This window comes from Polaromonas sp. P2_G11 (assembly GCF_056403595.1).
The window spans coordinates 1067539-1093022 of the sequence record NZ_JBFUFE010000001.1 but is presented as its reverse complement, the minus strand read 5'-3'; the positions used below and the strand labels follow the sequence as shown (position 1 = coordinate 1093022).

21 protein-coding genes are annotated in these 25484 nt (G+C 62.1%); 17 read left to right on the top strand and 4 right to left on the bottom strand.

Annotated elements, in window-relative coordinates:
* The first annotated feature begins 58 nt into the window (after window positions 1-58).
* On the top strand, window positions 59-6100 hold the full coding sequence (locus tag AC1DWQ_RS05305) for an SdrD B-like domain-containing protein (RefSeq protein ID WP_477668680.1): 6042 nt from the start codon (window positions 59-61) through the stop codon (window positions 6098-6100).
* On the top strand, window positions 6097-8859 hold the full coding sequence (locus AC1DWQ_RS05300) for a beta strand repeat-containing protein (protein WP_477668679.1): 2763 nt from the start codon (window positions 6097-6099) through the stop codon (window positions 8857-8859). Before AC1DWQ_RS05305 ends, AC1DWQ_RS05300 begins: the two co-directional genes overlap by 4 nt.
* 213 nt (window positions 8860-9072) lie before the next feature.
* Here AC1DWQ_RS05300 and proC read toward each other — a convergent pair whose 3' ends face one another.
* From proC to AC1DWQ_RS05280, 4 genes are read right to left on the bottom strand one after another with little or no spacing between them, the layout of a single operon-like run.
* Window positions 9073-9909 carry a pyrroline-5-carboxylate reductase gene (gene proC, locus AC1DWQ_RS05295; protein ID WP_477668678.1) on the bottom strand — a complete coding sequence of 279 codons (837 nt, stop codon included), beginning with the start codon at window positions 9907-9909 and terminating at the stop codon, window positions 9073-9075.
* Between the two features lie 6 nt (window positions 9910-9915).
* On the bottom strand, window positions 9916-11100 hold the full coding sequence (locus AC1DWQ_RS05290) for an esterase-like activity of phytase family protein (RefSeq protein ID WP_477668677.1): 1185 nt from the start codon (window positions 11098-11100) through the stop codon (window positions 9916-9918).
* A 54-nt stretch (window positions 11101-11154) separates the two neighbouring features.
* Entirely contained in the window at window positions 11155-12648 is a 1494-nt protein-coding gene (gene glpK, locus AC1DWQ_RS05285; protein ID WP_477668676.1) for a glycerol kinase GlpK, read from the bottom strand.
* Window positions 12649-12696: 48 nt separating this feature from the next.
* Complete coding sequence (locus AC1DWQ_RS05280; protein WP_477668675.1) at window positions 12697-13464, bottom strand: DeoR/GlpR family DNA-binding transcription regulator; 768 nt, start codon at window positions 13462-13464, stop codon at window positions 12697-12699.
* Window positions 13465-13731: 267 nt separating this feature from the next.
* Here AC1DWQ_RS05280 and AC1DWQ_RS05275 point away from each other — a divergent pair, with 267 nt between their 5' ends.
* The 15 genes from AC1DWQ_RS05275 (at window position 13732) to rpsE (ending at window position 25481) form a co-directional block, all read left to right on the top strand.
* Window positions 13732-14817: an ABC transporter ATP-binding protein gene (locus AC1DWQ_RS05275; protein WP_477668932.1), complete on the top strand. Its 1086-nt coding sequence runs from the start codon at window positions 13732-13734 to the stop codon at window positions 14815-14817.
* Window positions 14818-14856: 39 nt separating this feature from the next.
* Window positions 14857-15936 (top strand): ABC transporter ATP-binding protein, encoded by a 1080-nt coding sequence (locus AC1DWQ_RS05270; RefSeq protein WP_457281402.1) that lies wholly within the window; start codon window positions 14857-14859, stop codon window positions 15934-15936.
* The gene (locus AC1DWQ_RS05265) at window positions 15933-16823 is read left to right on the top strand and encodes a carbohydrate ABC transporter permease (RefSeq protein WP_457281401.1); all 891 of its coding nucleotides are present in this window, start codon (window positions 15933-15935) and stop codon (window positions 16821-16823) included. The genes AC1DWQ_RS05270 and AC1DWQ_RS05265 overlap by 4 nt, the downstream gene beginning before the upstream one ends.
* The gene (locus AC1DWQ_RS05260) at window positions 16820-17632 is read left to right on the top strand and encodes a carbohydrate ABC transporter permease (protein WP_477668674.1); all 813 of its coding nucleotides are present in this window, start codon (window positions 16820-16822) and stop codon (window positions 17630-17632) included. The genes AC1DWQ_RS05265 and AC1DWQ_RS05260 overlap by 4 nt, the downstream gene beginning before the upstream one ends.
* A gap of 126 nt (window positions 17633-17758) precedes the next feature.
* On the top strand, window positions 17759-18067 hold the full coding sequence (locus AC1DWQ_RS05255) for a DUF2160 domain-containing protein (RefSeq protein WP_477668673.1): 309 nt from the start codon (window positions 17759-17761) through the stop codon (window positions 18065-18067).
* Window positions 18068-18151: 84 nt separating this feature from the next.
* Window positions 18152-19882 (top strand): ABC transporter substrate-binding protein, encoded by a 1731-nt coding sequence (locus AC1DWQ_RS05250; RefSeq protein WP_477668672.1) that lies wholly within the window; start codon window positions 18152-18154, stop codon window positions 19880-19882.
* Between the two features lie 131 nt (window positions 19883-20013).
* Window positions 20014-21600 (top strand): glycerol-3-phosphate dehydrogenase/oxidase, encoded by a 1587-nt coding sequence (locus AC1DWQ_RS05245; protein ID WP_477668671.1) that lies wholly within the window; start codon window positions 20014-20016, stop codon window positions 21598-21600.
* Between the two features lie 408 nt (window positions 21601-22008).
* Entirely contained in the window at window positions 22009-22377 is a 369-nt protein-coding gene (gene rplN, locus AC1DWQ_RS05240; protein WP_007869247.1) for a 50S ribosomal protein L14, read from the top strand.
* Window positions 22378-22386: 9 nt separating this feature from the next.
* On the top strand, window positions 22387-22707 hold the full coding sequence (gene rplX / locus AC1DWQ_RS05235; protein ID WP_348045257.1) for a 50S ribosomal protein L24: 321 nt from the start codon (window positions 22387-22389) through the stop codon (window positions 22705-22707).
* A 1-nt stretch (window position 22708) separates the two neighbouring features.
* Entirely contained in the window at window positions 22709-23281 is a 573-nt protein-coding gene (gene rplE, locus AC1DWQ_RS05230) for a 50S ribosomal protein L5 (RefSeq protein WP_092130238.1), read from the top strand.
* A gap of 8 nt (window positions 23282-23289) precedes the next feature.
* On the top strand, window positions 23290-23595 hold the full coding sequence (gene rpsN, locus AC1DWQ_RS05225) for a 30S ribosomal protein S14 (RefSeq protein ID WP_188709725.1): 306 nt from the start codon (window positions 23290-23292) through the stop codon (window positions 23593-23595).
* 18 nt (window positions 23596-23613) lie between these two features.
* Entirely contained in the window at window positions 23614-24009 is a 396-nt protein-coding gene (rpsH, locus tag AC1DWQ_RS05220; RefSeq protein ID WP_371436766.1) for a 30S ribosomal protein S8, read from the top strand.
* A 25-nt stretch (window positions 24010-24034) separates the two neighbouring features.
* The gene (gene rplF / locus AC1DWQ_RS05215) at window positions 24035-24568 is read left to right on the top strand and encodes a 50S ribosomal protein L6 (RefSeq protein ID WP_477668670.1); all 534 of its coding nucleotides are present in this window, start codon (window positions 24035-24037) and stop codon (window positions 24566-24568) included.
* Between the two features lie 11 nt (window positions 24569-24579).
* A complete protein-coding gene (rplR, locus tag AC1DWQ_RS05210; protein ID WP_457281395.1) occupies window positions 24580-24945 on the top strand; it encodes a 50S ribosomal protein L18 in 366 nt (121 codons plus the stop codon).
* A 17-nt stretch (window positions 24946-24962) separates the two neighbouring features.
* Window positions 24963-25481 (top strand): 30S ribosomal protein S5, encoded by a 519-nt coding sequence (gene rpsE / locus AC1DWQ_RS05205; protein ID WP_457281394.1) that lies wholly within the window; start codon window positions 24963-24965, stop codon window positions 25479-25481.
* The last annotated feature ends 3 nt before the right edge of the window (window positions 25482-25484 follow it).

Sequence of the window (25484 nt, the reverse complement as noted above, 5' to 3'; positions counted from 1 at the left end):
CCGCGTGCCCTTTGGAAAGCGACGCCCTGTCGAAAACCGAACAACAAGCCCATCAACCATGCTTCCTCGCCCGCTGCGCAAGCTGCTGATCTCCTGCATGTTGCTGCTCTTCTGGGCAGCAGCACAGGCAGCGCCGACCCCGGCAGGGACGGTGATCAGCAACACGGCGACAGCAACTTTTGTGGACGCGGCGACGGGCCTGACGGTTCACCTCAACTCCAACACCGTGAACACCACGGTGGCGACGCTTGAAGCGCTCACGCTGGCATCCAGCCAGAACCTGCTGATCGGCGTAGGTTCGTCATTCACGATCAACCATAACCTTGCCAACAGCGGCAACAGCACCACGAACTACCTGATCACGGCCAGTGTGTCCGGCGGCAGCGCCTTCACACCGCTCAATCTCCAGGTGGTGCTGGACGTCAATGGCAACGGTTTAGTGGATGCGGGTGAACCCGTGGTTCCTGCCGGAAGTCCTGTGATGGTTGCCGTTGGCGCCAATGCCGGATTGCTGATCACGGGCCAGATCCCGCCGGGCGCGACGCCCGGCCAGACGGCCCAGATTACCCTGAGTGCGTTGAGCCAGGTCCAGGGGGCCAGCGCGACCAACACCGATACGATCAATCTCACCAATGGTGCGGCAATCCAGGTCAGCTACTCAGCCTCGTCGGCCACCGCTATTCAGGGTGGTGCTCTCAGCTTTACCGCAAGGGCCATCAACAACGGAAACATGGCGGCCAGCCCGGCGAATGTGCTTGTCAATGGCGCACCAGTGACGCTTTTTATCCTGCGCGCCCCGGTGCCGGTCAACACGGCCTTTGTCTCGGCCCTGCCGTCTACCAGTCCCGGTGCCCAGACGCTGTACCACCTGCTGGGCGGAGCGACCAACAGCTATGTCACGGCAATACCCGGTGGTGCCACGGTGGACGCCGTTGCCTGGGGCATTGCCGCGTTGCCTCAGGGCGGATTGTTCCAGGGAACATTTAATGTCAGCGTGAACACAAACGCGTCGGGCAATGTGTCGGGCACGGCCTATGCGGACTGGACTGACGCCGCTGCACCGTTGACCACCACCAGCAATATGGTGGTGTTGCCGTTGCCGGCATACGCGGCAGACATCCTTTTCTACAGCAACGCCTCTTATGCCAACCGGACCGCCCTCGGTACGCCGGGCCATCCACTGTTTGTGCAGGCCAATGCTGCTGTGTGCAACGCTGACTCCACGACAGTAGGTACGGTGCCCATCACGCTGGTGAGCCGGCTTACGGGAGATTCGGAAACCTTTACGGCTGTGGAAACCGGCCCCAACACTGGCATCTTCCGCATCATGCCGAATGTTCCCACAGCCAATGCGGCGACGCACATCGTGGCTTCCGGCGACGGCATACTGGAAGTGCTGCGAAACGACACGGTGACGGCCACGATTTCCTCCTGCGGCGGCATCACCGTCTCGGCGACGACCACGCTGCTGGTGGATCCTTCCGGCATCGTGTTCAATTCATCCACCAACCAGCCTGTTGCCGGCGCCACGGTAGCGCTGATCGACGTCACCGGTGCCGGCAACGGCGGGGTTCCCGGTGGGCCAGCCGTCGTGTTCCAGATAGATGGGGTAACGCCGGCTCCCAGCGTTGTCGTGACAGCTGCCGACGGGTTTTATGAATTTCCGCTGGTGGCCAACAGCACATACCGGCTGGTAATCACCCAACCGGCGGGCTTCACCTTTCCATCGCTGCTTCCTGCCGGGATACAGCCTGCGGGTCGGCTGATCGATACACCGGGCTCTTACGGGGGCACTTTCGTCGTGGCGGGTGCGCCTGTGCATTTCGACGTACCCCTGGATCCTGGTGCGAATGCGGGTGGCCTGTTTATCCAGAAAACAGCCAACAAGAAGACAGCAGAAATCGGGGACTTTGTTGACTACTCGATCAAGTTCAACAACGTCAGCGCAGGGGCACTCCCCGGTGTTGTGGTCAGCGACAGCCTGCCTGCCGGCTTTGCCTATGTGCGCGGCACGGCACGGCTCAACGGCGTGCCCCTTGCAGACCCTTCAGGTGGTGCGGGTCCCAGCCTCCAGTTTGCGGTGGGTGCCATTGCCTCCGGCTCACAGCCGACGCTGACCTACCGCGTGCGCGTCGGCGTGGGCGGCCAGGGAGGTGACGGCATCAATACGGCGCAGGCTGCCAGCGGCGTGGTGCGGTCCAACCGGTCCAGCGTTCGCGTCCAGGTCGTCGGTGGCGTGTTTTCCAACAAAGCCTACGTGATCGGCAAGGTGTTTGCCGATTGCAGCCGCAATGGTGTGCAGGATGCGGGTGAGCCAGGCATTCCGGGCGTTCGGATTTATCTGGAAGACGGCACCTATGCCGTGACCGACGAGGAAGGCAAATACAGTTTCTACGGCCTGGAGCCACGCACCCATGTCGCCAAGATCGACAGCATCACATTGCCTGCAGGTGCTTCGCTCCAGGTGCTCAACAATCGAAATGCCCTTGATGCGGCCAGCCGTTTTGTGGACCTGACCAATGGCGAGCTCCACAAAGCTGACTTTGCCATCGCCGAGTGCACGGCCGCCATTCAGGAGCAGATCGCTCTGCGCCGCAAAGCGTTAGGCAATTCTTCGGAGATCGCCCAGGCCGCAGGCCTGTTGCTGCAGGCCAACCGCGGCGCAGCGACGGTGGACAGCCGGACGCTTCCCTCCAGCGGCGCGCTCGGTCTGCCCGGAGCACAGAAAAACAATACCCCCGCAGGTTCGGCGGCGCCGCTACCGGGCACTCTCGGCGCCGTGGGCGATCCGGGCGGACCTTATGCGCCTAACGCCCAGGGGTTGCCAAAACCTATTTACGCGCCTTTGGAGGTTGTGTCGGAGGCCGCGCAACCTTCGGCGGTTTCCGGTGCCGAATCGCTACAGGCAGTTGTTCCACTGGAAGAGCTCCTGCCGGAGCTCAATGGTGAAACTGGTTTTGTCGGGCTGGTCAACGAGCAGGTGTTGCCTTCAGCCCAGACCCGCGTCCGGGTGAAAGGCCCGCTAGGCGCCACGTTTGAGGTCACCCTCAATGGGCAACTGGTACCCGCCACACAGGTAGGCAAGAAGAGCAGCCTTGAGAAGAACCGCGTCGTCGCCTGGGAATACATCGGTGTTGACCTCCGGCCCGGCCGCAATACGCTGGGTGTGCGCGCTGTAGACGGTTTTGGCAATGCACGCGGAACGGCGCAAGTCACGATCCTGGTTCCCGGTGCCCTGGCAAAGATCGAAGTTGGCGCGCCTGCGCAGCTGATTGCTGACGGTGCGACTGCCGTTCCTGTCACCATTTCGCTGCGCGATGCGCAAGGCCTGCCGGTGGCCGTGCGAACCCAAGTGACGCTGCAGGCAAGCCTTGGCCAGTGGCAGACTCCCGACCTGGATGCACGCCAGCCCGGCACGCAGGTCTTTGTTGAAGGTGGTGAGGGCCGCTTTTTGTTGTTGCCACCCGCCCAGCCCGGAAAGGCGGAGCTTGGTATTGCCAGCGGCACCGTCAAGTCTGTGGCGGCCATCGAGTTCATGCCCAACCTGCGGCCCATGATTGCGGCCGGTATTGTGGAGGGCACGCTCAACCTGCGCAGCCTCAATCCTTCCGCATTGCAACCCGCGCAAAGCGGCGATGTTTTTGAACGGCAGATCCGGAGCACGTCGCGCAGCTTTGCGGGTGGCAAGGGCGAAGCGGCTGCGCGGACTGCGCTGTTCCTCAAAGGCAAGGTGCTCGGTTCTTCACTGCTGACGCTGGCCTACGATTCCGACAAGCCTTCCGATACGGCGCTGTTCCGCGATATCCAGCCCAACCAGTTTTACCCGGTGTATGGCGATTCGTCGGCGCGTGGCTTTGACGCCCAGTCCACCGGCAAGCTCTACGTGATGCTGCAAAACGGCACCAACTACGCACTGCTGGGCGACTATTCAACCCAGAGCGACAACGCCGCACGTCAGCTCACGCAATACTCGCGCGCCCTGAACGGTGTCAAGGGCCGTTACCAGGAAGGCGCAGTGACCGTGGAAGGTTTTGCAAGCCGCACGGCGACGACGCAACTGGTGCAGGAATTCCGCGCCAATGGCACTTCCGGGCCGTTCCGGCTCAACATCAACGGTGTGGTCAACAGCCAGCAAGTCGACATCCTCACGCGAAGCCGCAGCCAGGCATCAGTCATCATCAATGACACACCGCTGGCGCAGTTCACCGACTACGAAATCGAACCTTTCAGCGGTCAGCTTCTGCTCAAGACTCCGGTTCCGAGCGTGGACACCGACCTGAATCCGATCTTCGTGCGGGTCAGCTATTCGGTGGACTCGGGCGGCCCCAAGCATACGGTCGCCGGCGCCGATGCGCGCCTGGAAGTCCTTCCGGGTATATCGCTCGGCGCGACGGCGGTGCAGGACACCGACCCCGCCAATCGCCAGAACCTCAGCGGACTGAACGTGACGGCGAAGCTGGGCGAAAAAACCGTGGCCACCGGTGAAATCGCCCGCAGCAGTACAGACTTGCAGGGCAACGGCTCAGGCCAGCGCGTGGAAGTCCGTCATGACGACCAGGCGCTGCAGGCGCGCGTCTGGGGTGCGCGCACCAGTGCGGGTTTTTACAACCCCAACAGCGTGCAGTCGGCCGGCCAGTCTGAATACGGCGCAAAAATCGGTTACGCCGTAGATGACAAGAACAGGCTTGTCGCTGAAGCGCTGCGCACTGCCAACAGCGTGACAGGCGCGGCACAAACCGGCGCGGACCTGAAGCTCGAACACAGCCTGCCCGGAAATGTGAAGGTGGAAGTTGGCGTGCGCTACAGCAGCGCCAACACCGCCGCTGCGCTTTCCGGTCCGGCCTTGCCTGGCAGTACCGTTCCGGTGACGCCTTCCGCCACGGCGCTGGCTTCAGGCTCGTCCGAGGAGGTGGGTTACACCACGGCGCGGGTCAAGGTGACGGTGCCGGTTCCGGATGTGCCCCAAGCCGACGTCTACGGCCTGGCCGAATACGCGATCGACGGCAGCGGCGGCCGGGAGGTCGGCGTCGGCGGCAACTATGCCATTAATTCCACAACGCGCCTGTATGCGCGCCACGACTTCATCAATAGCCTGAAAAGCATTTACACGCTCAATGCGTCGACTTCGCAATACACCACCGTTGCCGGCCTCAATACGGAACTGCCGGACAGCACGCAGCTGTTCAATGAATACCGCATGGGCGACAGCATCAACGGCCGCAGCAGCGAGGCTGCGGTCGGACTGCGCAGGCTCTGGCGCCTGGACAATGGCGTCGGCCTGACAGCCAGCTTGCAACGCATTAAGCCGTTGTCGGGTGTGACCATCGACGACTCTAGCGCCGTCACCATCGGAGCCGACTACACGGCCGCGGCCACCTGGAAGGCGTCCGGCCAGGTACAGTGGCAGACATCGGCCACTTCGAGCGGCTGGCTGTTGACGGGCGCGCTGGCCAACAAGCTGGACGACAGCTGGACCCTGCTCAACCGCGCGCTCTACAGCGAGCAGACCAACCTCGGCGCCACGGGCGGCAAGCGTGAACTGATCACGGCGCAGTCCGGTGTGGCCTATCGCCCGGTAAGCACCGACGTGTGGAATGCGCTGGGTCGCATCGAATACAAAAAGGATTCGGACAGCACCCTGGGCCCAGGCGTCAGCCGCGATGAGTCCGGGCTGATTCTTTCCACCCACCTCAATATCCAGCCCAGCCGCAGCTGGGTGACGAGCGCACGCTATGCCGCCAAATGGGGCCGCGACAAGTCCAACGGCATCAGCAGCCGCTCCTTTACCCAGTTGATTGGCGGCCGTTCCACCTGGGACCTTACCGAGCGCTGGGACGTCAGCCTGCAGGCCTACCGCATGTGGGGTAACGGCGCCGCGGAGACCGCGGTGGGCGTGGAAGTCGGCTATCTGGCCTGGAAAAACATGTGGGTGTCACTGGGCTACAACATCAAGGGCTTCCGGGCCGCTGACCTGGCGGGCGAGGCCTACACCCAGCGTGGTGTCTACCTGCGTGTACGCTTCAAGTTTGACGAGAATGTGTTTGAACCGGCTGGCGCGGCCACTGCCTCACCTTCCAACACGGCGGGCCCCAAATCATGATGTTTTTTCAGTGTCCAGGCCTTTCCTCGTATGCGCCCCGCCGATCCTCACCGGCAAGCAAGTGGGCGCGCCTGGTATGGGCCGTGGCCGTCATGCTGCTGGCCGCGACTGGCGCGATGGCACAGACAACTTTCAATTACACGGGCGCCCTGCAGACCTATACCGTGCCGGCGGGCGCGGGCGGCGTGATCATCCAGGCCAACGGCGCGGGTGGTGGCAGCGGCGGCAATGACTTGAGCGGTGACGGCGGCGCTGGCGGCGCGGGTGCGCGAGCCACGGGCACGTATTACATCGCCCCGGGCACCGTGCTCAACGTGGCCGTCGGACAGGGTGGCCGGCCCGGCAACACATCGCAAGGTGCTTTTACCTGCGCCAACGCGGCGGGCGCGGGCGGCCTTGCGGGCGGTGCTCCGGGCTGGGCCGGCGGCTCCGGTGGCCAGGCCGGCTGCAGCGGCTGGTCCGGCGGCGGTGCCGGCGGCGGTGCCGCCAGCGTGGTGGCCACGGCCGCCAATGCCAGGCTGATCATCGCCGGCGGCGGTGGCGGCGGGCAGGGCGGCGCGCTCAACATCGCGGGCCGCCCCGGGCTGGCCGCGACGACGACGATAGGCACCTTGCCGGGCGCAGCGGGTAGCGCCGGCGCGACACGCGTCGGCGACGGCTCGGGCGGCGGCGGCGGCGGCGCCGGTTGCGCGGCCGGTGTGGGCGGCGCGGAACTGGTGGACAGCAGCGCCACCAACACCACCGCTCAGGCCACGGGCGGCGGATCTTGCCGCGACGCGGTGTCGGTGTCGGCTTTCAGCGTGACCGCGTCGCTGGGTGGCGCGGGCGGCGCGACAGTCCCCGGCAACACGGCGCCGGGCACCGGCAATCCCGGTGGCGACGGCTCCGTGACCATCACGCCCATCTACCCCACGCTGACTGTCACCAAGTCGCAGCCCAGCCCTGCGTTGCAGGTGGGCATCAACAGTGTCTACACCCTTACCGTGGCAACCACCACCACCACGCCGGCCTTTGTGGCGCGGGTGGTGGATCAGCTTCCCGTCAACATGACCTACGTCAGCAGCAGCGGCACCGGCTGGACCTGCTCGACCGCGGCCAATGCCGGCGGCACGCTGGTGACCTGCAATTTCGTTGGCACCATCACAGCCAGCGGCGGCACCTCGACGCTGCAGATCACGGCAAGACCGACGAGCAACATCACGGTCACCAACTACACCGCCGTAGACCCGGCCGGCGGCACCAGCCCACCGACCCCGACCACTTGCACGGCTGCCAACACGCCGAGCGCCGGCTGCGCTGCGCCCGTGGTCAGTACGGTAGCCCTGGGTTTCGGCGGCAACGTTTACAGCGACCCCAACCACAACAGCAACCTGGATGCGGGCGAGGCCGGCATAGGCGGGGCCACTGCACTGTGGGTCAAGCTTGCGCCGCGCACGGGCGGCACCTGCACGGGGCCGGCCACCGTGGCTGCATCGGTCAACCTGACCACCGGCGCCTACAGCTTCACCAACATACAGCAGGGCAACTATTGCCTGATCGTGGACGGCAACAACACGCTGAGCGACATCGCGGCTGCATATCCGGCCGGCTTCATCGGTACGCAGAATCCCACCGGGGTGATCCAATTCAGCATCGTGGGTGCGCCGCCCGCACCGCAGAATTTCGGCCTGTACAGCGGCAGCACGCTGAGCGGCACCGTGTTTGCCGACAACGGCGCGGGCGGCGGCACCGCCAACAACGGCGTGAAGGCCGGGACGGAGCCCGGCCTGGCCGGCATCACCGTCAACGCCATGCAGGGTGCGACGACGGTGGACACCGAACCCACGGCCAGCGATGGCAGCTTCATTCTGTGGATTCCCGGTGCCACCAGCGGCACCGTGGTCCTCACGCCCGTGCTGCCCTCCGGCTACACCGCCACCGGCGGCTCGGCCGGCACCACGGGCGGCACTTACACCCGCCCGAGTGTGAGCTACACCGCCGGCTCCGGCCTGGCCCGCACCGGCATCAGCTTCGGCATGGTGGGGCCCAACACCCTGAGCCCCAACGGCGCGCAGACCGCCCAGCCTGGCACGGTCGTGTTTTACGCCCACACCTACACCGCTGGCACCGGCGGGCAAGTTACCTTCTCGATGGTCAACACCGCCACGCCGGCCAGCCCTGCGTGGAGCCAGGTGCTGTATCAGGACAGCAATTGCAACGCAGCGCTGGAGGCCAGCGAGACGCAGGTCACCACAGCTCTCACCGTCACCGCCGGGCAGACCGTCTGCCTCATCGTCAAGCAGTTCGTGCCCGCTGGGGCCGGCCAGGGCGCGCAGAACAGCGTAACCTTGAGCGCGGCCTTCAGCTACACCAACGCCAGCCCGGCGCTCAGCGTCAGCACCCTGCTTGTCACCGATATCACCACCGTCGGCCAGGCTGGCGACCTGTCGCTGGCCAAGCTGGTGAGCAACGTCACCCAGGCTATCGCCTCGGCCACCAGCGTAAACGCCAGCCCTGGCGACACGCTGCAGTACACGTTGACGGCCACCAACAACGGCACACAGGCGCTGTCCACGCTGTTTGTGAGCGACTCCACCCCGGCGTTCACCGGCTTCGTCTCCACCGCCTGTCCGGGCGTGCTGCCCACGGGCATCACGGGCTGCACGGTGACCACGCAACCGGCCGTGAACGCGCAGGGGGCATTGAAGTGGACTTTTACCGGTTCGCTGGCCTCTGGGGCACAGATCGTCGTCACTTACCGTGTCAAGGTCGATCAGTAGGCTTCCCAGGCGCTCACAGAGGCGGAAAACAGCTTTTTTCAGGCTGTTCTGTCGTTTTGGCCATTGACATCGAATATGTGCCTGAGCAGCTATTAAGTTTGGGGTTTGGGAAGCAAAGCTCATCACCAGATGAGCTGAGTTCCTAAGCTCCTAAATAGATAGCTGCTTGCGCTTTCCTGCATTGGGTTTCAGGGGGTTTCCTCTTAAACCTCTTCAGCCCGCGCCAAACTCATCACCTAGTTCACCGGCGCGTTGCCTTGCCGTGTGGATGGCGCGCATGAACAGCATCTTGACGCGGTCCTGCTCCATGGAGGTCAGCGCGGCGTAGGTGGTGCCCCCTTTGGACGTGACCTGGGCGCGCAGGGTCTGGGGCGTCTCGTCGGACGCCGCCAACAGCGCCGAAGCGCCAGCAAAGGTGCCGACGGCAAGCTTGCGCGCCTGTTCCGGCGCAAGGCCCATGTCCGTGCCTGCCTCGATCATGGCTTCCACAAAATAAAAGACGTAGGCCGGGCCGGAGCCCGAAATGGCGGTGACCGCGTCCAAGTGGGCTTCTTCGGTGAGCCACAGGTAATCCCCCGTGGGCTTGACCACCTGCTCGACACCCAGCCTGTCGTCGTCTGTCACGGCATCCCGCGCAAACAGCGCCGTCATGCCTTTGCCGACCAGCGCCGGCGTGTTGGGCATGGCGCGTACCACGCGCTCGGTGCCCAGCCAGCGCGCGATGCTGCTGGACCGCACGCCGGCTGCCACACTCAGGTGCAGGGCGGTTTTGGTGTGAAAGCGTGTTTGCAGCGCTGCATCCTTGAATGTCTGCGGCTTTACAGCCCAGACCACCAGGCCGGCGCTGGCCAGTGGCGCGCCGGGTTTTTCATGCACCTGCACGCCGAATTGCCGGATGAGCTTGTTGCGTTGCTCCTCAAAAGGCTCGACCACCTGGATCTGGCTGGCTGGCATGCCTTGCTTAAGCAGGCCGCCAATGATGGCGCTGGCCATGTTGCCGCCGCCTATGAAGGCGATGTGTTCGTTGCTTGTACGGGAATTGGAGGTCATGCGTTGTCAATCCAAAAATTCAAAGGCCAGCCATTGGCTGATTTGCCGGGAGCTGAAATTGTCGTCGCTAATGAAGACGAGGCTGCGATTTCCGTTGGGCAGTACCGGGCCCCAGGCCATGCCTTCCGTATTGTCCAGACGTTCCAGCCGGAGGCCGGGCCCCGGGCCGGTGAAGGTGGAAAAGTCGGCGATCAGTGTTTTGTCCACCGCGCGATAGGTGCCAGTCTGCAGGACAGGCGTTGCGAGCGTGTCGGATCCCTGCCGGGTGTCGATAAGGTACAGGCGCAGCGAGTTACCTGCCTGCGGGCCCCAGCCGGCCATATAGGCCCGCTCCAGCACCAGCATGCGGTCGGCATCGAGCATCAGGATTTCCACCACGCCGTTGTCGGCCTGGGTGGCCGGCGCAACAGGTGCGCGCGGAATGGCGTCGGGCACATACGCAATTTGCCGCAATGCTTTCCCACTGGCAAGGTCAATTTGGGTGAAGCGGCAAGGACCGCCCTTCGCTTTCACCGTGGGTACGGGTCCATCCTGGCGGAAGGCGTTTTCCATGGCGATCCAGGCTGTCTTGTCATCGGGTGTCAGCGCCAGGCCTTCCAGCGCCAGATTGACGCGCGGCCCCCGGATGAGATGAAACTCAAACATGGGCGGCAGCGTAAATTCGCGAACCATCGTGCCGTCTGCCCGGCTTTCGCGCAGCTCCGGCGCCACGCCCGTCAGGGAATGCCCCTCAGTGACCCACAGCAGCGTCTGGCTGCTCGGGCGCCAGCGAATCGACTCCGGGTCGGGGGGCTGCATGCCCCGCAATGCGGCCTCATACGTGCTGCTGTCGCCCTGGCGCAGGGGGGTGACGCTCAGCAATTCCGGCTGGCCCAGGCTGCTCATGTCCAGCGCGATGCGTGCGGTGTAAAACCGCACGGGGTTGATGCTGGAGGCGTCGTCGCTGATCAGGTAATACAGGTTGTTGGCGGCGTCGTAGTCAATGCCTGAGAGACCGCCCACCGTGGTGCCCTGGAATTGCAACCGGTGTGGAATGCGGGATTCACCGATCAGGCGCAGACGTGTGTGGACCGGCTGCGTGGCCGCTGCTGCCGGCTGCGGTGCCTTGCCGCCGGCCAGGCCCAGCACTGCGGCTGCGCCGGCTCCGAGGACCAGCCGGCGCCTGGAGGGTGCTGTGACATAGGGGTTCATGCAGCCAAGTCTAGCGGCCGCACCTGTGGGAAATGTGACAGGGCAGGGCTGCGCTTACTGCAGCACGGTCTGCCGCACCGCCTGCTCCCAGCGCGCCATCAGCTCAGCGGCCCGGTCCGCGCCTAGCGTAGGCAAAAACTTGCGCTCGGCGCGCCACATGCCGGACAACTCGTCGGTGCTGCTGTAGACGCCGCTGGAAAGTCCTGCCAGGTAGGCGGCGCCCAGAGCGGTGGTTTCAATGACCGCCGGGCGGATCACCGGTATGCCCAGCAGGTCGGCCTGGAATTGCATCAGCAGGTCGTTGACGCAGGCGCCGCCGTCTACGCGCAATTCCGCAACAGGTGCGGCGCCAGCACTCACCGCGTCGCGGCTCATGGCCTGCAGCAGGGCGGCGCTTTGGTAGGCGATGCTTTCGAGTGCGGCGCGCGCGATATGGGCGACGGTGGTGCCGCGCGTGAGGCCGGTGATGGTGCCCCGCGCATCCGGTTTCCAGTAGGGTGCACCCAGGCCGGTGAAGGCCGGCACCATCATCACGCCGCCTGAGTCAGGCACGCTTTCGGCCAGCGCCTGCACTTCGGCGCTGCCCTTGATGGCGTGCAGGCCGTCGCGCAGCCACTGCACCACGGCGCCGCCAACAAACACGCTGCCTTCGGTGGCGAACTGCGTTTGGGTTGTTGCCTGGGCTGCGCTGGTGGTCAGCAGGCCATTGTGTGAGGTTTGAAACTGGCTGCCCGTGTGCATCAACATGAAGCAGCCGGTGCCATAGGTGTTTTTTGCCATGCCGGCCTTGAAGCAGGCCTGGCCGAACAGCGCGCTTTGCTGGTCACCGGCGACGCCTCCGATGGGGATGTCATGGCCCAGCAGATCGGGGCGCACCTCGCCGTAATGCGCGCTCGAAGGTAATACCTTGGGCATCAGCGAAGCCGGGATGCCCAGCAGCTCAAGCAGCTCGTCGTCCCACTGATTGGTGTGCACATTGAACAGCATTGTGCGCGACGCGTTGCTGACGTCGGTGGCATGCAGCGCGCCGCCCGTGAGTTGCCACATCAGCCAGCTGTCGATGGTGCCGAAGGCCAGTTCGCCGCGCTCGGCCTGCGCGCGGGCGCCGGGCACGTTGTCGAGCAGCCATTTGAGCTTGGTACCGGAAAAATAGGCGTCGATCAGCAGCCCGGTTTTGGACTGGATCAGCTTTTCCTTGCCGCGCTCACGCAACTCGGCGCAGGTGGCTTCCGCGCGCCTGTCCTGCCAGACGATGGCGTGATGAACCGGCAGGCCGGTCTTGCGGTTCCAGAGGGCGGTGGTCTCGCGCTGGTTGGTGATGCCCAGTGCCCGAATGTCGCTGGCCTTGATGTTCGCCTTGGCCAGCACTTCGCGCGCTGTCGCCAGCTGGGTGCGCCAGATCTCCATCAGGTCGTGCTCGACCCAGCCCGGCCTGGGGTAGATCTGCGGCAACTCCTGCTGGGCCAATGCCACGATGTGACCGTGTTCGTCAAACACTATGCTGCGGGAGCTGGAGGTTCCCTGGTCGAGTGCAAGAAGGTATGTCATGCGCTGGAGTGTATGAAAGGGTGGCAGGCGCGCACAAGTGCGCGGGGCTCAGGAGTGGGCCACTTCACAGTTGACGTCCGCCTCTTCCAGCAAGGTGGGGAATGGCTCGGGCGGAGGCATGTCGGTGAACAGCCGGTCAATCTGGGAAAGCGTGGCCAGCTCCACCATGGCGGGCCGGTTGAACTTGCTGCTGTCTGCCGCCAGCCAGACTTCGCGGGCATGCTCGATGATGGTCTGGGCAACTTTGACTTCGCGGTAGTCGAAGTCGCGCAGGGAGCCGTCAGGCTCGATCCCTGAAATGCCGATGATCGCGATGTCTACCCGAAACTGGCGTATGAAGTCGACCGCCGCCTCGCCCACGATGCCCCGGTCGCGCGAACGCACTACGCCACCGGCGACGATGACTTCGCAGTCGGTATTGCTGCACAGGATGCCGGCCACATTCAGGTTGTTGGTGATGACCCGCAGCCCTTTGTGGTGCAGCAGGGCCTTGGCGATGGCCTCGGTGGTGGTGCCGATATTGAGGATCAATGAGCAGTCGTTCGGAACACGCCTGGCCACTGCGCGCGCGATACGCGCCTTGCCTTCGGCGTGAAGGCTTTCACGCTGGCGGTGGGCAATGTTTTCGATGGTGGAACTGGGTACCCGCACGCCGCCATGAAAACGCGTCAGCAGGCCGGCTTCCGCCAGGCGCTGCACATCCCGCCGGACGGTCTGCAAGGTCACGTCCAATTTTTCTGCAAGCTGCTCGACGGAGGCCGATCCGTGGGTTCGCACGACGTCAAGGAGCTTGATTTGCCTGGGGTTGGAGTTCACGCGGGTTCAAGTTTGAAGGAATCGTGGAGGTCTGGAAACTTTATATCGAAACAAAAGGAAACAGATAAGGGAAAACAAGTAGATAAAACAATCAAAAAAGAAGAAAAATAGAAAAAAACCGAACTTCCTCAAAGTTTCGCCGGGAGCCTTCCTCTTGTCTACTGTTTCTTTTTGTCTGCCTGCCAATGCCCTGGCACAGAGGCCCCACCGCCGTTTTGGGTCGCTGCAACGCGCCTGGGACGGCCGGTTGTTCAGAAGGGGCGCGTGATGCAGCTGACCCTGGACCACATCAGCAAAAAAGTCGGCGCCGAACAATGGCTTTATGAAATGAACCTGGCGCCGCGCAGCGGCGAAGTCACGGTGCTGCTGGGCGCAACGCAGGCCGGAAAAACCAGCCTGATGCGCATCATGGCGGGCCTGGATGTCCCCACGCAGGGGAAAGTCATGGTGAACGACGCCGATGTGACCGGCATGCCGGTGCGCGAGCGGAACGTCGCCATGGTCTACCAGCAGTTCATCAACTACCCCTCGCTGCGGGTGGCGGACAACATCGCCTCGCCGCTGAAGCTGCGAGGGGAAAAAGACATCGATCAGACGGTGCGCAAACTGGCCGAACGCCTGCACATCGAGATGTTCCTGGACCGCTACCCGGCCGAGCTGTCGGGTGGGCAGCAACAGCGGGTGGCCCTCGCACGCGCACTGGCCAAAGGGGCTCCCCTGATGTTGCTGGACGAACCGCTGGTCAATCTGGATTACAAGCTGCGCGAGGAATTGCGCGAAGAGCTGACCCAGCTTTTTGCAGCCGGCGATTCCACCGTGATCTATGCCACCACCGAGCCTGGCGAGGCTCTGCTGCTGGGGGGCTATACCGCTGTGATGGACGGTGGTGAACTGCTGCAGTACGGCCCGACCGCCGAGGTCTTCCACTCGCCACGATCCTTGCGCGTTGCGCGTGCCTTCAGCGATCCGCCCATGAATCTGATAGCGGCACTGCCCGCAGCGCAGGGATTGCAGCTGGCGGCAGGGCCCACCCTGGCGCTGGCCTTGCCCGATGCGCCGGCGCAAAACCTGGCCACCCTCACGGCCGGTGTTCGCGGCAGCGCCCTGCGCGTCCAAAAGCGTGAGGGTGATGTGGCGTTGCCGGGAAAGGTCGAGTTGGCTGAAATTTCGGGTTCCGACACTTTTGTCCACGTTGCCACGGCGGTGGGCGAACTGGTGGCGCAACTGACCGGTGTGCATTACTTTGAGTTGGGTGCGCCCATCACGCTGTTTCTCAGCCCTGCCCAGGTGTATGTCTTTGATGCAACCGGCGCTTTGCTGCTGGCGCCAGAGCGCAGGGGGGGACTTGCGTGAAGCACCTTTTTGCATCGGCTGCCGTGTTGTGGAGGCCTTATGGCGCGTATTGATCTCGACCTGGCCCATGCTTACCGGCCGAATCCGCGCGAGGACAGCGACTACGCGTTGCTCCCGCTCACCATGAGTTTTCGCGATGGCGGCGCCTATGCATTGCTTGGTCCCTCAGGCTGCGGCAAGACCACCATGCTCAACATCATGTCGGGCTTGCTTGTGCCGTCGCAGGGCACGGTCAAGTTTGACGGCGTAGATGTGACGCACGCCTCGCCGCAGCAGCGCAATATTGCGCAGGTGTTCCAGTTCCCGGTGATCTACGACACCATGACTGTGGCTGAAAACCTGGCGTTTCCGCTGCGCAACCGCAAGGTGCCGGAAGACCAGATCAAAAAACGCGTTGGTGAAATTGCCGAGATGCTGGACATGAGCGGCCAGCTCAACCACCGCGCGGCTGGGCTTGCAGCAGATGCCAAGCAGAAAATTTCGCTGGGCCGCGGCCTTGTGCGGCCCGATGTGTCTGCTGTGCTGTTTGACGAGCCGCTCACGGTGATCGACCCGCACCTGAAATGGCAACTGCGGCGCAAGCTCAAGCAGATTCACCATGAATTGAAGCTCACCCTGATTTATGTGACACACGACCAGGTGGAGGCTTTGACCTTTGCCGAAGAGGTGGTGGTGATGACGCGCGGCCGCGCTGTGCAGACGGGCTCGGCCGATGCACTGTTTGAGCGCCCCCGCCATACGTTTGTAGGCCACTTCATCGGATCGCCCGGCATGAACTTCTTGCCGGCCACCGTCGTCGGTGGCGCGCTACGCGTCGCGGAGCGGCCGTTGGCGCTCCCGCCTGAACGTGCCATGCCCGACGGCGAGCTCAAGCTGGGTGTGCGCCCTGAATACGTGGTGAAGACGGCGCCGGGTGACCCGGCGGCGCTGCCGTTCACTGTCACGCTGGTGCAGGACATCGGCACGCACTGGATGCTGACGGCGCGGATCGGTGAACACACGATCAAGGCCCGGTTGAACCCGGCTTCCCGCGCGCCGCAAGTTGGCGAGGAGGTCTGGCTGCAGGTGATGGGGCCACACACCTGCCTGTACCTCAATGACGAACTGGTGGATGCATGAGCACGACGACTAAGCCCGTTAATCAAAAGGCCTGGCTGCTGGTGCTGCCCGTCATCATCTGCGTGGCGTTCTCCGCCATTCTGCCGCTGATGACCGTGGTTAACTATTCGGTGCAGGACATCATCTCGCCCGAGCGGCGCGTGTTTGTCGGCACTGAGTGGTTTGTATCCGTCATGCGTGACGAAGAACTGCATGCGGCACTCTGGCGGCAACTGACGTTCTCGCTGGCCGTGCTGGCGGTCGAAATTCCGCTGGGCATCGCACTCGCGCTGTCCATGCCGGCGCAAGGCTGGAAGGCCTCGTTGGTGCTGGTGCTCGTTTCGCTCTCACTGCTGATTCCGTGGAACGTGGTGGGCACTATCTGGCAGATCTATGGCCGGGCTGACATTGGCCTTTTGGGCGCGATGCTGCAAAAGATGGGCTTTGACTACAGCTACACCGGCAATGCCACGCACGCCTGGGTGACGGTGCTCATGATGGATGTCTGGCACTGGACGCCGCTGGTGGCGCTGCTGGGCTACGCGGGCTTGCGCTCGATTCCGGACGCCTACTACCAGGCCGCGCGCATCGACGGCGCCAGCAAGTTCGCTGTGTTCCGCTACATCCAGCTGCCCAAGATGCGCGGCGTGCTGATGATTGCCGTGCTGCTGCGCTTCATGGACAGCTTCATGATTTACACCGAGCCTTTTGTGCTGACGGGTGGCGGGCCGGGCAACGCCACGACATTCCTTTCGCAATATCTCACGCAAAAAGCCGTCGGCCAGTTCGACCTGGGCCCGGCGGCGGCTTTCTCGCTGATTTACTTTTTGATCATCCTGCTGCTGTGCTTCATCCTCTATAACTGGATGCAGCGCGTCGGTACGCAAGAGAAGGAGGGCGTGGAATGAACACACCGAAATTCCAGGCGCGCACGCTGTTCCTGATTGCCTACATTTTGTTCGCGCTGTTGCCCATCTACTGGATGGTCAACATGAGCTTCAAGACGAATGCCGAGATTTTGTCGAGCTTCTCGTTCTTTCCCCAGGAGTTCACCTGGAACAACTACAAGACCATTTTTACCGACCCGTCCTGGTATTCGGGCTACATCAACAGCCTGATTTATGTCGCCATCAATACCGTGATTTCGGTGACTGTAGCCCTGCCGGCCGCCTACGCGTTTTCGCGTTACAGCTTCCTGGGTGACAAGCATGTGTTCTTCTGGTTGCTGACCAATCGCATGACGCCACCTGCAGTGTTCTTGCTGCCTTTCTTCCAGCTCTACACCACGGTGGGGCTGATGGATACCCACATCGCGGTGGCCCTGGCGCACCTGTTGTTCAACGTGCCGCTGGCGGTGTGGATCCTGGAAGGTTTCATGAGCGGCATTCCGCGTGAGATTGATGAAACCGCGTACATCGACGGCTATTCCTTCCCCCGCTTCTTTGTACGCATCTTCCTGCCGCTCATCAAGGCCGGTGTCGGCGTGGCGGCGTTCTTCTGTTTCATGTTCAGCTGGGTCGAACTGCTGCTGGCGCGCACGCTGACCAGCGTCAACGCCAAGCCCATCGTCGCGACCATGACACGGACGGTGTCGGCATCCGGCATGGATTGGGCCACACTGGCAGCGGCTGGCGTGCTGACCATCGTGCCGGGCGCCATCGTGATCTGGTTTGTACGCAACTACATCGCAAAAGGCTTCGCAATGGGAAGAGTGTGACCCCCCGAAGCGCCTTCGGCGCTTCCCCCAAGGGGGCGCCACCTGCGGCCCGGCAAAGCCGGTTCCGCGATGGCACTTGCACGGATTCACTTGCGGTGCTGATGCCGCCAAGTAAGGAGATGACAGATGTTTGAGTGGATGGCCTGGACCACGCCGGTGGCAATTTTCTTTACCTGCATCGTGCTGATGCTGGTGGGCATGACGGTATGGGAGTTGAAATCCCCGACAACGATGCGGCGCGGCTTTTTGCCGCTGGAAACTACCCGTGGTGACCGGCTTTTTATCGGCCTGCTCAGTGCGGCCTACGTCAACCTGATTTTTGTCGGCATCAGCGGCAAGCTGGCCGGGTGGCTGGGTCTGGAGGGCGATCCGTCGATCTGGATCAGCTTCGTGTTGTCAATGGCCTTGCTCGCATTCGTCATGCGCAAGGGATAGAAGTCAGAAAAGGAACCCGGCTCATATTCCCCGGAGCCGAACAAGCCTTCAACCACGGGGAGTGAACCAATGAGGAGACAAATCATGAAGATGCGTTATACGGCTCTGGCCCTGGCTGCGGCATGTGCCATGGCCAGCCCCGGCTGGGCAGGCGAAGCTGAGGCGAAAAAATGGATTGACAGCGAGTTCCAGCCCTCTACGTTGTCCAAGGACAAGCAGCAGGCTGAGATGAAGTGGTTTATCGATGCGGCCAAGAAGCTGCAGGCCAAGGGCGTCAAGGAAATCTCGGTCGTGTCCGAGACCATCACGACCCACGAATACGAATCGAAGACGCTGGCAAAAGCCTTTGAGGAAATCACCGGCATCAAGGTCAAGCACGACATCATTCAGGAAGGCGACGTGGTTGAAAAGCTGCAGACTTCCATGCAGTCGGGCAAATCGATTTACGACGGCTGGATTTCCGACTCCGACCTGATCGGCACCCACTACCGCTATGGCAAGATCCTGGCGCTGTCCGACTACATGGCCGGTGCGGGCAAGGAATACACCAACCCGGGCCTGGACCTCAAGGACTTCATCGGTACCAGCTTCACCACGGCGCCCGACGGCAAGCTCTACCAGCTGCCCGACCAGCAGTTCGCCAACCTGTACTGGTTCCGTGCCGACCTGTTTGCGCGCAAGGACTTGCAGGACAAGTTCAAGGCCAAATACGGCTACGACCTCGGGGTGCCGCTGAACTGGAGCGCCTATGAGGACATCGCCGAGTTCTTCACCAACGACGTGAAGACCATAGACGGCAAGCCGATTTACGGCCACATGGACTACGGCAAGAAGGACCCCTCGCTGGGCTGGCGCTTTACCGACGCCTGGCTGTCCATGGCCGGCACCGCCGACAAGGGCATCCCCAACGGCATGCCGGTGGACGAGTGGGGCATTCGCGTGGCGGCCGACAAGTGCACGCCTGTGGGCGCCTCTGTTGCGCGTGGCGGGGCCACCAATTCACCTGCTGCGGTCTACGCGCTGACCAAGTACGTGGACTGGATGAAGAAGTACGCGCCCAAAGAGGCCAGCGGCATGACCTTTGGTGAAGCCGGCCCGGTGCCGGCCCAAGGGCAGATCGCCCAGCAGATCTTCTGGTACACGGCCTTTACCGCCGACATGACCAAGAAGGGACTGCCTGTGGTGAACGCCGACGGCACGCCGAAGTGGCGCATGGCGCCTGGCCCCAATGGCCCTTACTGGAAGCAGGGCATGCAAAACGGCTACCAGGACGTGGGGAGCTGGACCTTCTTCAAGGACCATGACCCCAACAAGGTGGCCGCGGCCTGGCTGTACGCGCAGTTCATCACCTCCAAGACCGTTTCGGCCAAGAAGTCGGTGGTGGGCCTGACCTTCATCCGCGACAGCGACATCCACCATGAGTACTTCACCAAAAATGCCGCCAATTACGGTGGCCTGATTGAGTTCTACCGCAGTCCGGCCCGTGTGGCCTGGACGCCGACGGGCAACAATGTACCCGACTACCCCAAGCTGGCGCAGCTGTGGTGGAAGAACGTGGCCCAGGCCGTAACGGGTGAAAAGACCCCGCAGGGTGCGATGGATACGCTGGCCGATGAGATGGATCAGGTGATGGGCCGCCTTGAGCGCGCCGGCATGGCCCACTGCGCGCCCAAGCTCAACCCCAAAGGTGACCCTGCCAAGTGGCTGAGCGACAAGGGTGCGCCATGGGCCAAGCTGGCCAATGAAAAGCCCAAGGGCGAAACCATCAACTACGACAAGTTGCTGCAGGCCTGGAAAGACGGAAAAGTACGCTGATCGCGTGGCCGTGCAGTGCGCAAGTGCTGCACGGTCCGTTTTTTTGCGGGATTGAGGTTATTGCAACAAGCGCAGGGTAAGCTCGGCGCTCTTTTACCAATGGGTTTGTATGAAAACGGGAAGCAAGGCCCATGACGACTGAATTAGCGCCCGCGCAAACGCGGCGCCAGGATTTAATGGCCCGGCTTGCTGAGCCGCACCACTACGACATCGCGATCATTGGCGGCGGCGCTACCGGCCTGGGGGTCGCACTGGATGCGGCCGCCCGCGGATTTTCCGTCGTGCTGGTCGAATCGCACGACTTTGCCAAGGGCACATCGTCCCGCGCCACCAAGCTGGTGCACGGCGGCGTGCGCTACCTGGCGCAAGGCAATATCTCGCTGGTGCGTGAGGCCTTGCACGAACGCACCACGCTGCTGGCCAATGCGCCGCATCTGGCGCAGCCCTTGCCCTTTGTCATGCCTTCCTACAAGTTCTGGGAGGCGCCGTTCTACGGTATCGGGCTCAAGATGTATGACGCGCTGGCCGGCAAGGCGGGCCTGGGCGCCACGGAATTCCTGAACCGGCAAGAAACCCTTGCCTGCCTGCCGACAGTGCAGGCTCAAGATCTCAAGGGCGGCGTCAAGTACTGGGATGGCCAGTTTGACGACGCGCGGCTGGCGTTGGCGTTGGCCCGCACCGCGGCACGTCAGGGCGCGTTGCTGGTGAATTACTGCGCGGCAACGGGCCTGATCCATGAGGGCGGCAAGCTGGTCGGCCTGCATGCGCGGGACCAGGAAACGGGTCGTACGTTTGAACTCAGGGCGAACTGCGTGGTGAACGCGGCTGGCGTTTGGGTGGACCAGCTGCGGCTCCAGGATGGGCAAGCCATAGGGCGGGACGCCAAGCCCATGGTGGCGCCCAGCCAGGGTGTTCATATTGTGGTGGACCGCTCGTTTTTGCCTGGCGACCACGCCCTGCTGGTGCCCAAGACGGCCGACGGCCGGGTGCTGTTTGCCGTGCCATGGCTGGGTAAAACCATTTTGGGGACCACGGACACGCCGCGCCACGACCTGGCGCGCGAGCCGCTGCCTTTCCGCGAAGAAGTTGACTTCATCCTGCGCGAATCGGCTCGCTACCTGAGCCGCGCGCCCGGCCCGGCTGACATTAAAAGCATTTGGGTGGGGTTGCGGCCCCTGGTCAAGCCGCCGGATGAGGATGCCGGAAGCACCCAGGCGTTGTCGCGTGAGCACACGGTGCTGGTCAGCAAAAGCGGCCTGGTCACGGTGACGGGAGGGAAGTGGACCACTTACCGGGCGATGGCGGAAGACGTGCTGGACAAATGTTTTGGCGCGGCGTTGCTGCCAACACGCGGGGCCGGCGTCACCACAAACTTGAAGTTAGTTGGCGCTCACAATTCGAATCACAAAATTAGCGAGGCGCCAGGGTCTCATCTGTATGGCAGCGAGGCGTCCGCCATGGAAAACCTGCCGGGTGCCAGCCGCGAATTAGGCGGTGGGCTGACGGAGGCAATGGTGCGTTTCGCTGCCCGCCATGAATATGCCCGCACCGTTGAAGACGTACTGGCACGGCGTTCCCGTCTGCTGTTTCTCGATGCGGCACTGGCCAGAACCCTGGCGCCGGAAGTGGCCACTCTGCTGCAGCAGGAAAACGGCGTGGATCCGCAGCTGGATGAATTCCTGACGCTGTGTGGCCAATACCTCAGCCTGCCAGCCTGAATTGCCGCCAGTTGCCGTCCTGCAAAGGAGGAAGGAGGCGGGCAAAATTGGATGCCCGGGCAGATTTTTGCTCTCTTTTTGATAGCTGGTTGCGCTCATCCCTATTGGCCTGAGGCCGGATTTAATGCTGAAAATCCGCCCGCGGCATAAGCGCGAAGCGTGGCCGGTACCCGGGGGCTCCCCCGGGCTTCTGGAGGGGCCGCCGCTTTATTGTGGGGATATTTTCACAACAAGCGGTTGACAGTGGCTTTTCGCTCGGTCATAATCGTAGGCTTCGCTCTAAAAAAGCGAGGAATTCTGCCTAACGGAAGCGCTGCAAGTGGTTTGCGGTGTGGACGACAGGCCCAAGACTGATTGGCTGGTAATCCCAAGGGGTTGCCTTCCGGTGCAAGTTGGGAACACATTTAAATGATTCAAACGCAATCCAAGCTCGATGTTGCTGACAACACGGGTGCCAAGTCCGTGATGTGCATCAAGGTTCTGGGCGGCTCCAAGCGCCGGTACGCCAGCGTTGGTGACGTCATCAAGGTGAGCATCAAAGAAGCCGCTCCGCGTGGCCGCGTCAAAAAAGGCGAGGTTTACAGCGCTGTGGTCGTTCGCACCGCCAAGGGCATTCGCCGTGGCGATGGTTCGCTCGTCAAATTCGACGGCAACGCAGCAGTGTTGCTTAACGCCAAGCTGGAGCCAATCGGCACCCGCATCTTCGGACCAGTGACGCGCGAACTGCGCACTGAAAAGTTCATGAAGATCGTGTCCCTGGCTCCTGAAGTTCTGTAAGGACTCGCCATGAATAAAATCCGTAAAGGCGACGAGATCATCGTGATCGCTGGTCGCGACAAAGGCAAGCGCGGCAAGATTTCGCTGCGCAAAGATGACAGCTATGTGCTGGTGGATGGGATTAACCTGGTGAAAAAACACACCAAGCCCAACCCCCTCAAGGGTACCACCGGCGGCATCGTCGAAAAAAGCATGCCGATTCACCAGTCGAACGTGGCAATCTTCAATGCCGCTACCGGCAAGGCGGATCGCGTTGGCATCAAGCTCCTGGCAGACGGCAAAAAAGTGCGCGTCTTCAAATCCAGTGGCGAAGAAATCAAGGTTGCATAACATGGCAAAGACCGCACCTGTACAAGCCGCTTCGCAGGCTCGCCTGCAAGCTCAGTACCGCGAAAAAATCGCCCCCGGCCTGATTGAGAAATTCGGCTACACCTCGCCCATGCAGGTTCCCCGTATCACCAAGATCACGCTCAATATGGGCGTGAGCGAGGCTGTTGCTGACAAGAAGGTTATGGACAACGCCGTCGGCGACATGACCAAGATTGCCGGCCAGAAGCCTGTCGTGACCAAGGCCAAGAAGGCTATCGCCGGTTTCAAGATCCGCGAAGACCTGCCTATCGGCTGCATGGTGACCCTGCGCGGCGTGAAGATGTATGAGTTCCTCGATCGTTTCGTTACCGTGGCCCTGCCCCGTGTGCGTGACTTTCGTGGTATTTCCGGCCGGGCCTTCGATGGCCGCGGAAACTACAACATCGGCGTGAAAGAGCAGATCATTTTCCCTGAGATCGAGTACGACAAGGTTGACGCCTTGCGCGGCCTGAATATCAGCATCACCACAACGGCAAAGACCGATGAAGAGTGCAAGGCACTCCTCACCGCCTTCCGTTTTCCGTTCAAGAACTGAGGCGGGACATGGCAAAACAAGCTTTACTGCAACGTGAACTGAAGCGCGAGAAACTCGCCGCGAAGTTCGCCAAAAAATACGCTGAACTCAAGGCGACGTCCAACGACGCCAAGCGTTCTGACGAAGAGCGTCAGCTGGCTCGCCTCGAGCTGCAGAAACTGCCCCGCAACGCGAACCCGACCCGCCAGCGCAACCGCTGCGCGATCACGGGCCGCCCACGCGGTACTTTCCGTCAATTTGGTCTGGCTCGCGCCAAGATCCGTGAGTTGGCTTTTGCTGGTGATATCCCCGGTATCACCAAGGCAAGCTGGTAAGCATAGGAGAACCACAAAATGAGCATGAGTGATCCTATTGCCGACATGTTGACCCGCATCCGCAATGCACAGATGGTTGAAAAAGCCGTCGTGCTGGTGCCGTCGTCAAAAGTCAAAGTTGCCATCGCGCAGGTATTGAAGGATGAGGGCTACATTGATGGCTTCTCCGTCAAGACCGACGAAGGCAAGTCCCAGCTGGAAATCGCCCTGAAGTATTACGCAGGCAAGCCCGTGATTGAGCGCATTGAGCGCGTCAGCCGCCCCGGCCTCCGTGTTTACAAAGGCCATGGTGCCATCCCCCAGGTCATGAACGGCCTTGGTGTGGCAATTGTCACGACTCCGCAAGGTGTCATGACGGATCGTAAAGCCCGCGCTACCGGTATCGGTGGTGAAGTGCTTTGCTACGTGGCCTAACGGCGGCATTTGAGGAGAAACTGAAATGTCTCGTGTAGGAAAAATGCCAGTGGCCGTACCTCAGGGTGTGGACGTGGCCATGAAAGCAGACCAGATCAATGTCAAGGGCGCTCTCGGCACCCTGGCGCTGACGCAGAACGCGCTTGTCACCATCAAGAACGATGCAGGCAAGCTGACTTTTGTGCCGGCCAATGATTCGCGTGAAGCCAATGCCATGAGCGGCACGATGCGCCAGCTCGTGAACAACATGGTGACGGGTGTCACCAAGGGTTTCGAGAAAAAATTGAGCCTGGTCGGCGTGGGCTACAAGGCCCAGGCCCAGGGCGCCAAGCTGAACCTGACCGTGGGGTATTCGCACCCTGTGATCATGGACATGCCTGCTGGCATCACCGTTGCAACCCCGACTCCCACGGAAGTGGTGATCAAGGGTTCCGACCGCCAGCGCGTCGGCCAGATCGCCGCTGAAGTTCGTGCTGTTCGTCCTCCCGAGCCTTACAAGGGCAAGGGCATCCGCTATGTGGATGAGAAGATCACGATCAAAGAAACCAAGAAGAAATAAGGAGCTGCATCATGTTGACCAAAAAAGAGCAGCGCCTTCGTCGTTCACGCCAGACCCGCATTCGCATTGCTACGCAAGGTGTTGCCCGTTTGACCGTGAATCGCACCAATCTGCATATCTATGCCAGCGTTATTTCTGGCGACGGCACCAAGGTCCTGGCTGCTGCTTCCACCGCGGAAGTGGAAGTCCGCAAGGAAATCGGCGCTTCGGGTAAAGGTGGAAACGTTGCTGCTGCGCAAGCCATTGGCAAGCGCATTGCCGAAAAGGCAAAAGCAGCAGGTGTTGAAAAAGTGGCGTTTGATCGCGCCGGTTTTGCGTACCACGGCCGCGTCAAAGCGTTGGCTGAGGCGGCTCGCGAAGCTGGTTTGCAGTTCTAAGCAGACTGGAATTAAGTATGGCTAAGTTTCAAGCAAAACAGCAAAACGACGCTCCAGACGATGGTCTGAAGGAAAAAATGATCGCGGTTAACCGCGTGACCAAAGTCGTGAAGGGCGGTCGTATCCTCGGTTTCGCCGCGTTGACCGTCGTGGGTGACGGCGATGGCCGCGTCGGCATGGGCAAGGGCAAGTCGAAAGAAGTGCCGGCAGCCGTGCAAAAAGCGATGGAAGAAGCGCGCCGCAACATGACCAAGGTCTCGTTGAAAAACGGCACCATTCACCACAATGTTTTCGGCCACCACGGTGCAGCCAGCGTCATGATGGCGCCGGCTCCCAAGGGTACCGGCATCATTGCTGGCGGTCCAATGCGCGCCGTTTTCGAAGTCATGGGCATCACCGACATCGTGGCGAAGAGCCATGGTTCGAGCAACCCTTACAACATGGTGCGCGCCACCATGGACGCACTGAATAATTCCACGACCGCTTCTGAAATTGCGGCCAAACGTGGCAAATCGGTCGAAGAGATCTTCGGCTAAGGC

Bases quoted from the DNA above. Each gene is read 5' to 3' on its own strand.
- AC1DWQ_RS05305 (WP_477668680.1), top strand. From the start codon at position 59: ATGCTTCCTCGCCCGCTGCGCAAGCTGCTGATCTCCTGCATGTTGCTG.
- AC1DWQ_RS05300 (WP_477668679.1), top strand. From the start codon at position 6,097: ATGATGTTTTTTCAGTGTCCAGGCCTTTCCTCGTATGCGCCCCGCCGA.
- proC (WP_477668678.1), bottom strand. From the start codon at position 9,909: ATGACCTCCAATTCCCGTACAAGCAACGAACACATCGCCTTCATAGGC.
- AC1DWQ_RS05290 (WP_477668677.1), bottom strand. From the start codon at position 11,100: ATGAACCCCTATGTCACAGCACCCTCCAGGCGCCGGCTGGTCCTCGGA.
- glpK (WP_477668676.1), bottom strand. From the start codon at position 12,648: ATGACATACCTTCTTGCACTCGACCAGGGAACCTCCAGCTCCCGCAGC.
- AC1DWQ_RS05275 (WP_477668932.1), top strand. From the start codon at position 13,732: ATGCAGCTGACCCTGGACCACATCAGCAAAAAAGTCGGCGCCGAACAA.
- AC1DWQ_RS05270 (WP_457281402.1), top strand. From the start codon at position 14,857: ATGGCGCGTATTGATCTCGACCTGGCCCATGCTTACCGGCCGAATCCG.
- AC1DWQ_RS05265 (WP_457281401.1), top strand. From the start codon at position 15,933: ATGAGCACGACGACTAAGCCCGTTAATCAAAAGGCCTGGCTGCTGGTG.
- AC1DWQ_RS05260 (WP_477668674.1), top strand. From the start codon at position 16,820: ATGAACACACCGAAATTCCAGGCGCGCACGCTGTTCCTGATTGCCTAC.
- AC1DWQ_RS05255 (WP_477668673.1), top strand. From the start codon at position 17,759: ATGTTTGAGTGGATGGCCTGGACCACGCCGGTGGCAATTTTCTTTACC.
- AC1DWQ_RS05250 (WP_477668672.1), top strand. From the start codon at position 18,152: ATGAAGATGCGTTATACGGCTCTGGCCCTGGCTGCGGCATGTGCCATG.
- AC1DWQ_RS05245 (WP_477668671.1), top strand. From the start codon at position 20,014: ATGACGACTGAATTAGCGCCCGCGCAAACGCGGCGCCAGGATTTAATG.
- rplN (WP_007869247.1), top strand. From the start codon at position 22,009: ATGATTCAAACGCAATCCAAGCTCGATGTTGCTGACAACACGGGTGCC.
- rplX (WP_348045257.1), top strand. From the start codon at position 22,387: ATGAATAAAATCCGTAAAGGCGACGAGATCATCGTGATCGCTGGTCGC.
- rplE (WP_092130238.1), top strand. From the start codon at position 22,709: ATGGCAAAGACCGCACCTGTACAAGCCGCTTCGCAGGCTCGCCTGCAA.
- rpsN (WP_188709725.1), top strand. From the start codon at position 23,290: ATGGCAAAACAAGCTTTACTGCAACGTGAACTGAAGCGCGAGAAACTC.
- rpsH (WP_371436766.1), top strand. From the start codon at position 23,614: ATGAGCATGAGTGATCCTATTGCCGACATGTTGACCCGCATCCGCAAT.
- rplF (WP_477668670.1), top strand. From the start codon at position 24,035: ATGTCTCGTGTAGGAAAAATGCCAGTGGCCGTACCTCAGGGTGTGGAC.
- rplR (WP_457281395.1), top strand. From the start codon at position 24,580: ATGTTGACCAAAAAAGAGCAGCGCCTTCGTCGTTCACGCCAGACCCGC.
- rpsE (WP_457281394.1), top strand. From the start codon at position 24,963: ATGGCTAAGTTTCAAGCAAAACAGCAAAACGACGCTCCAGACGATGGT.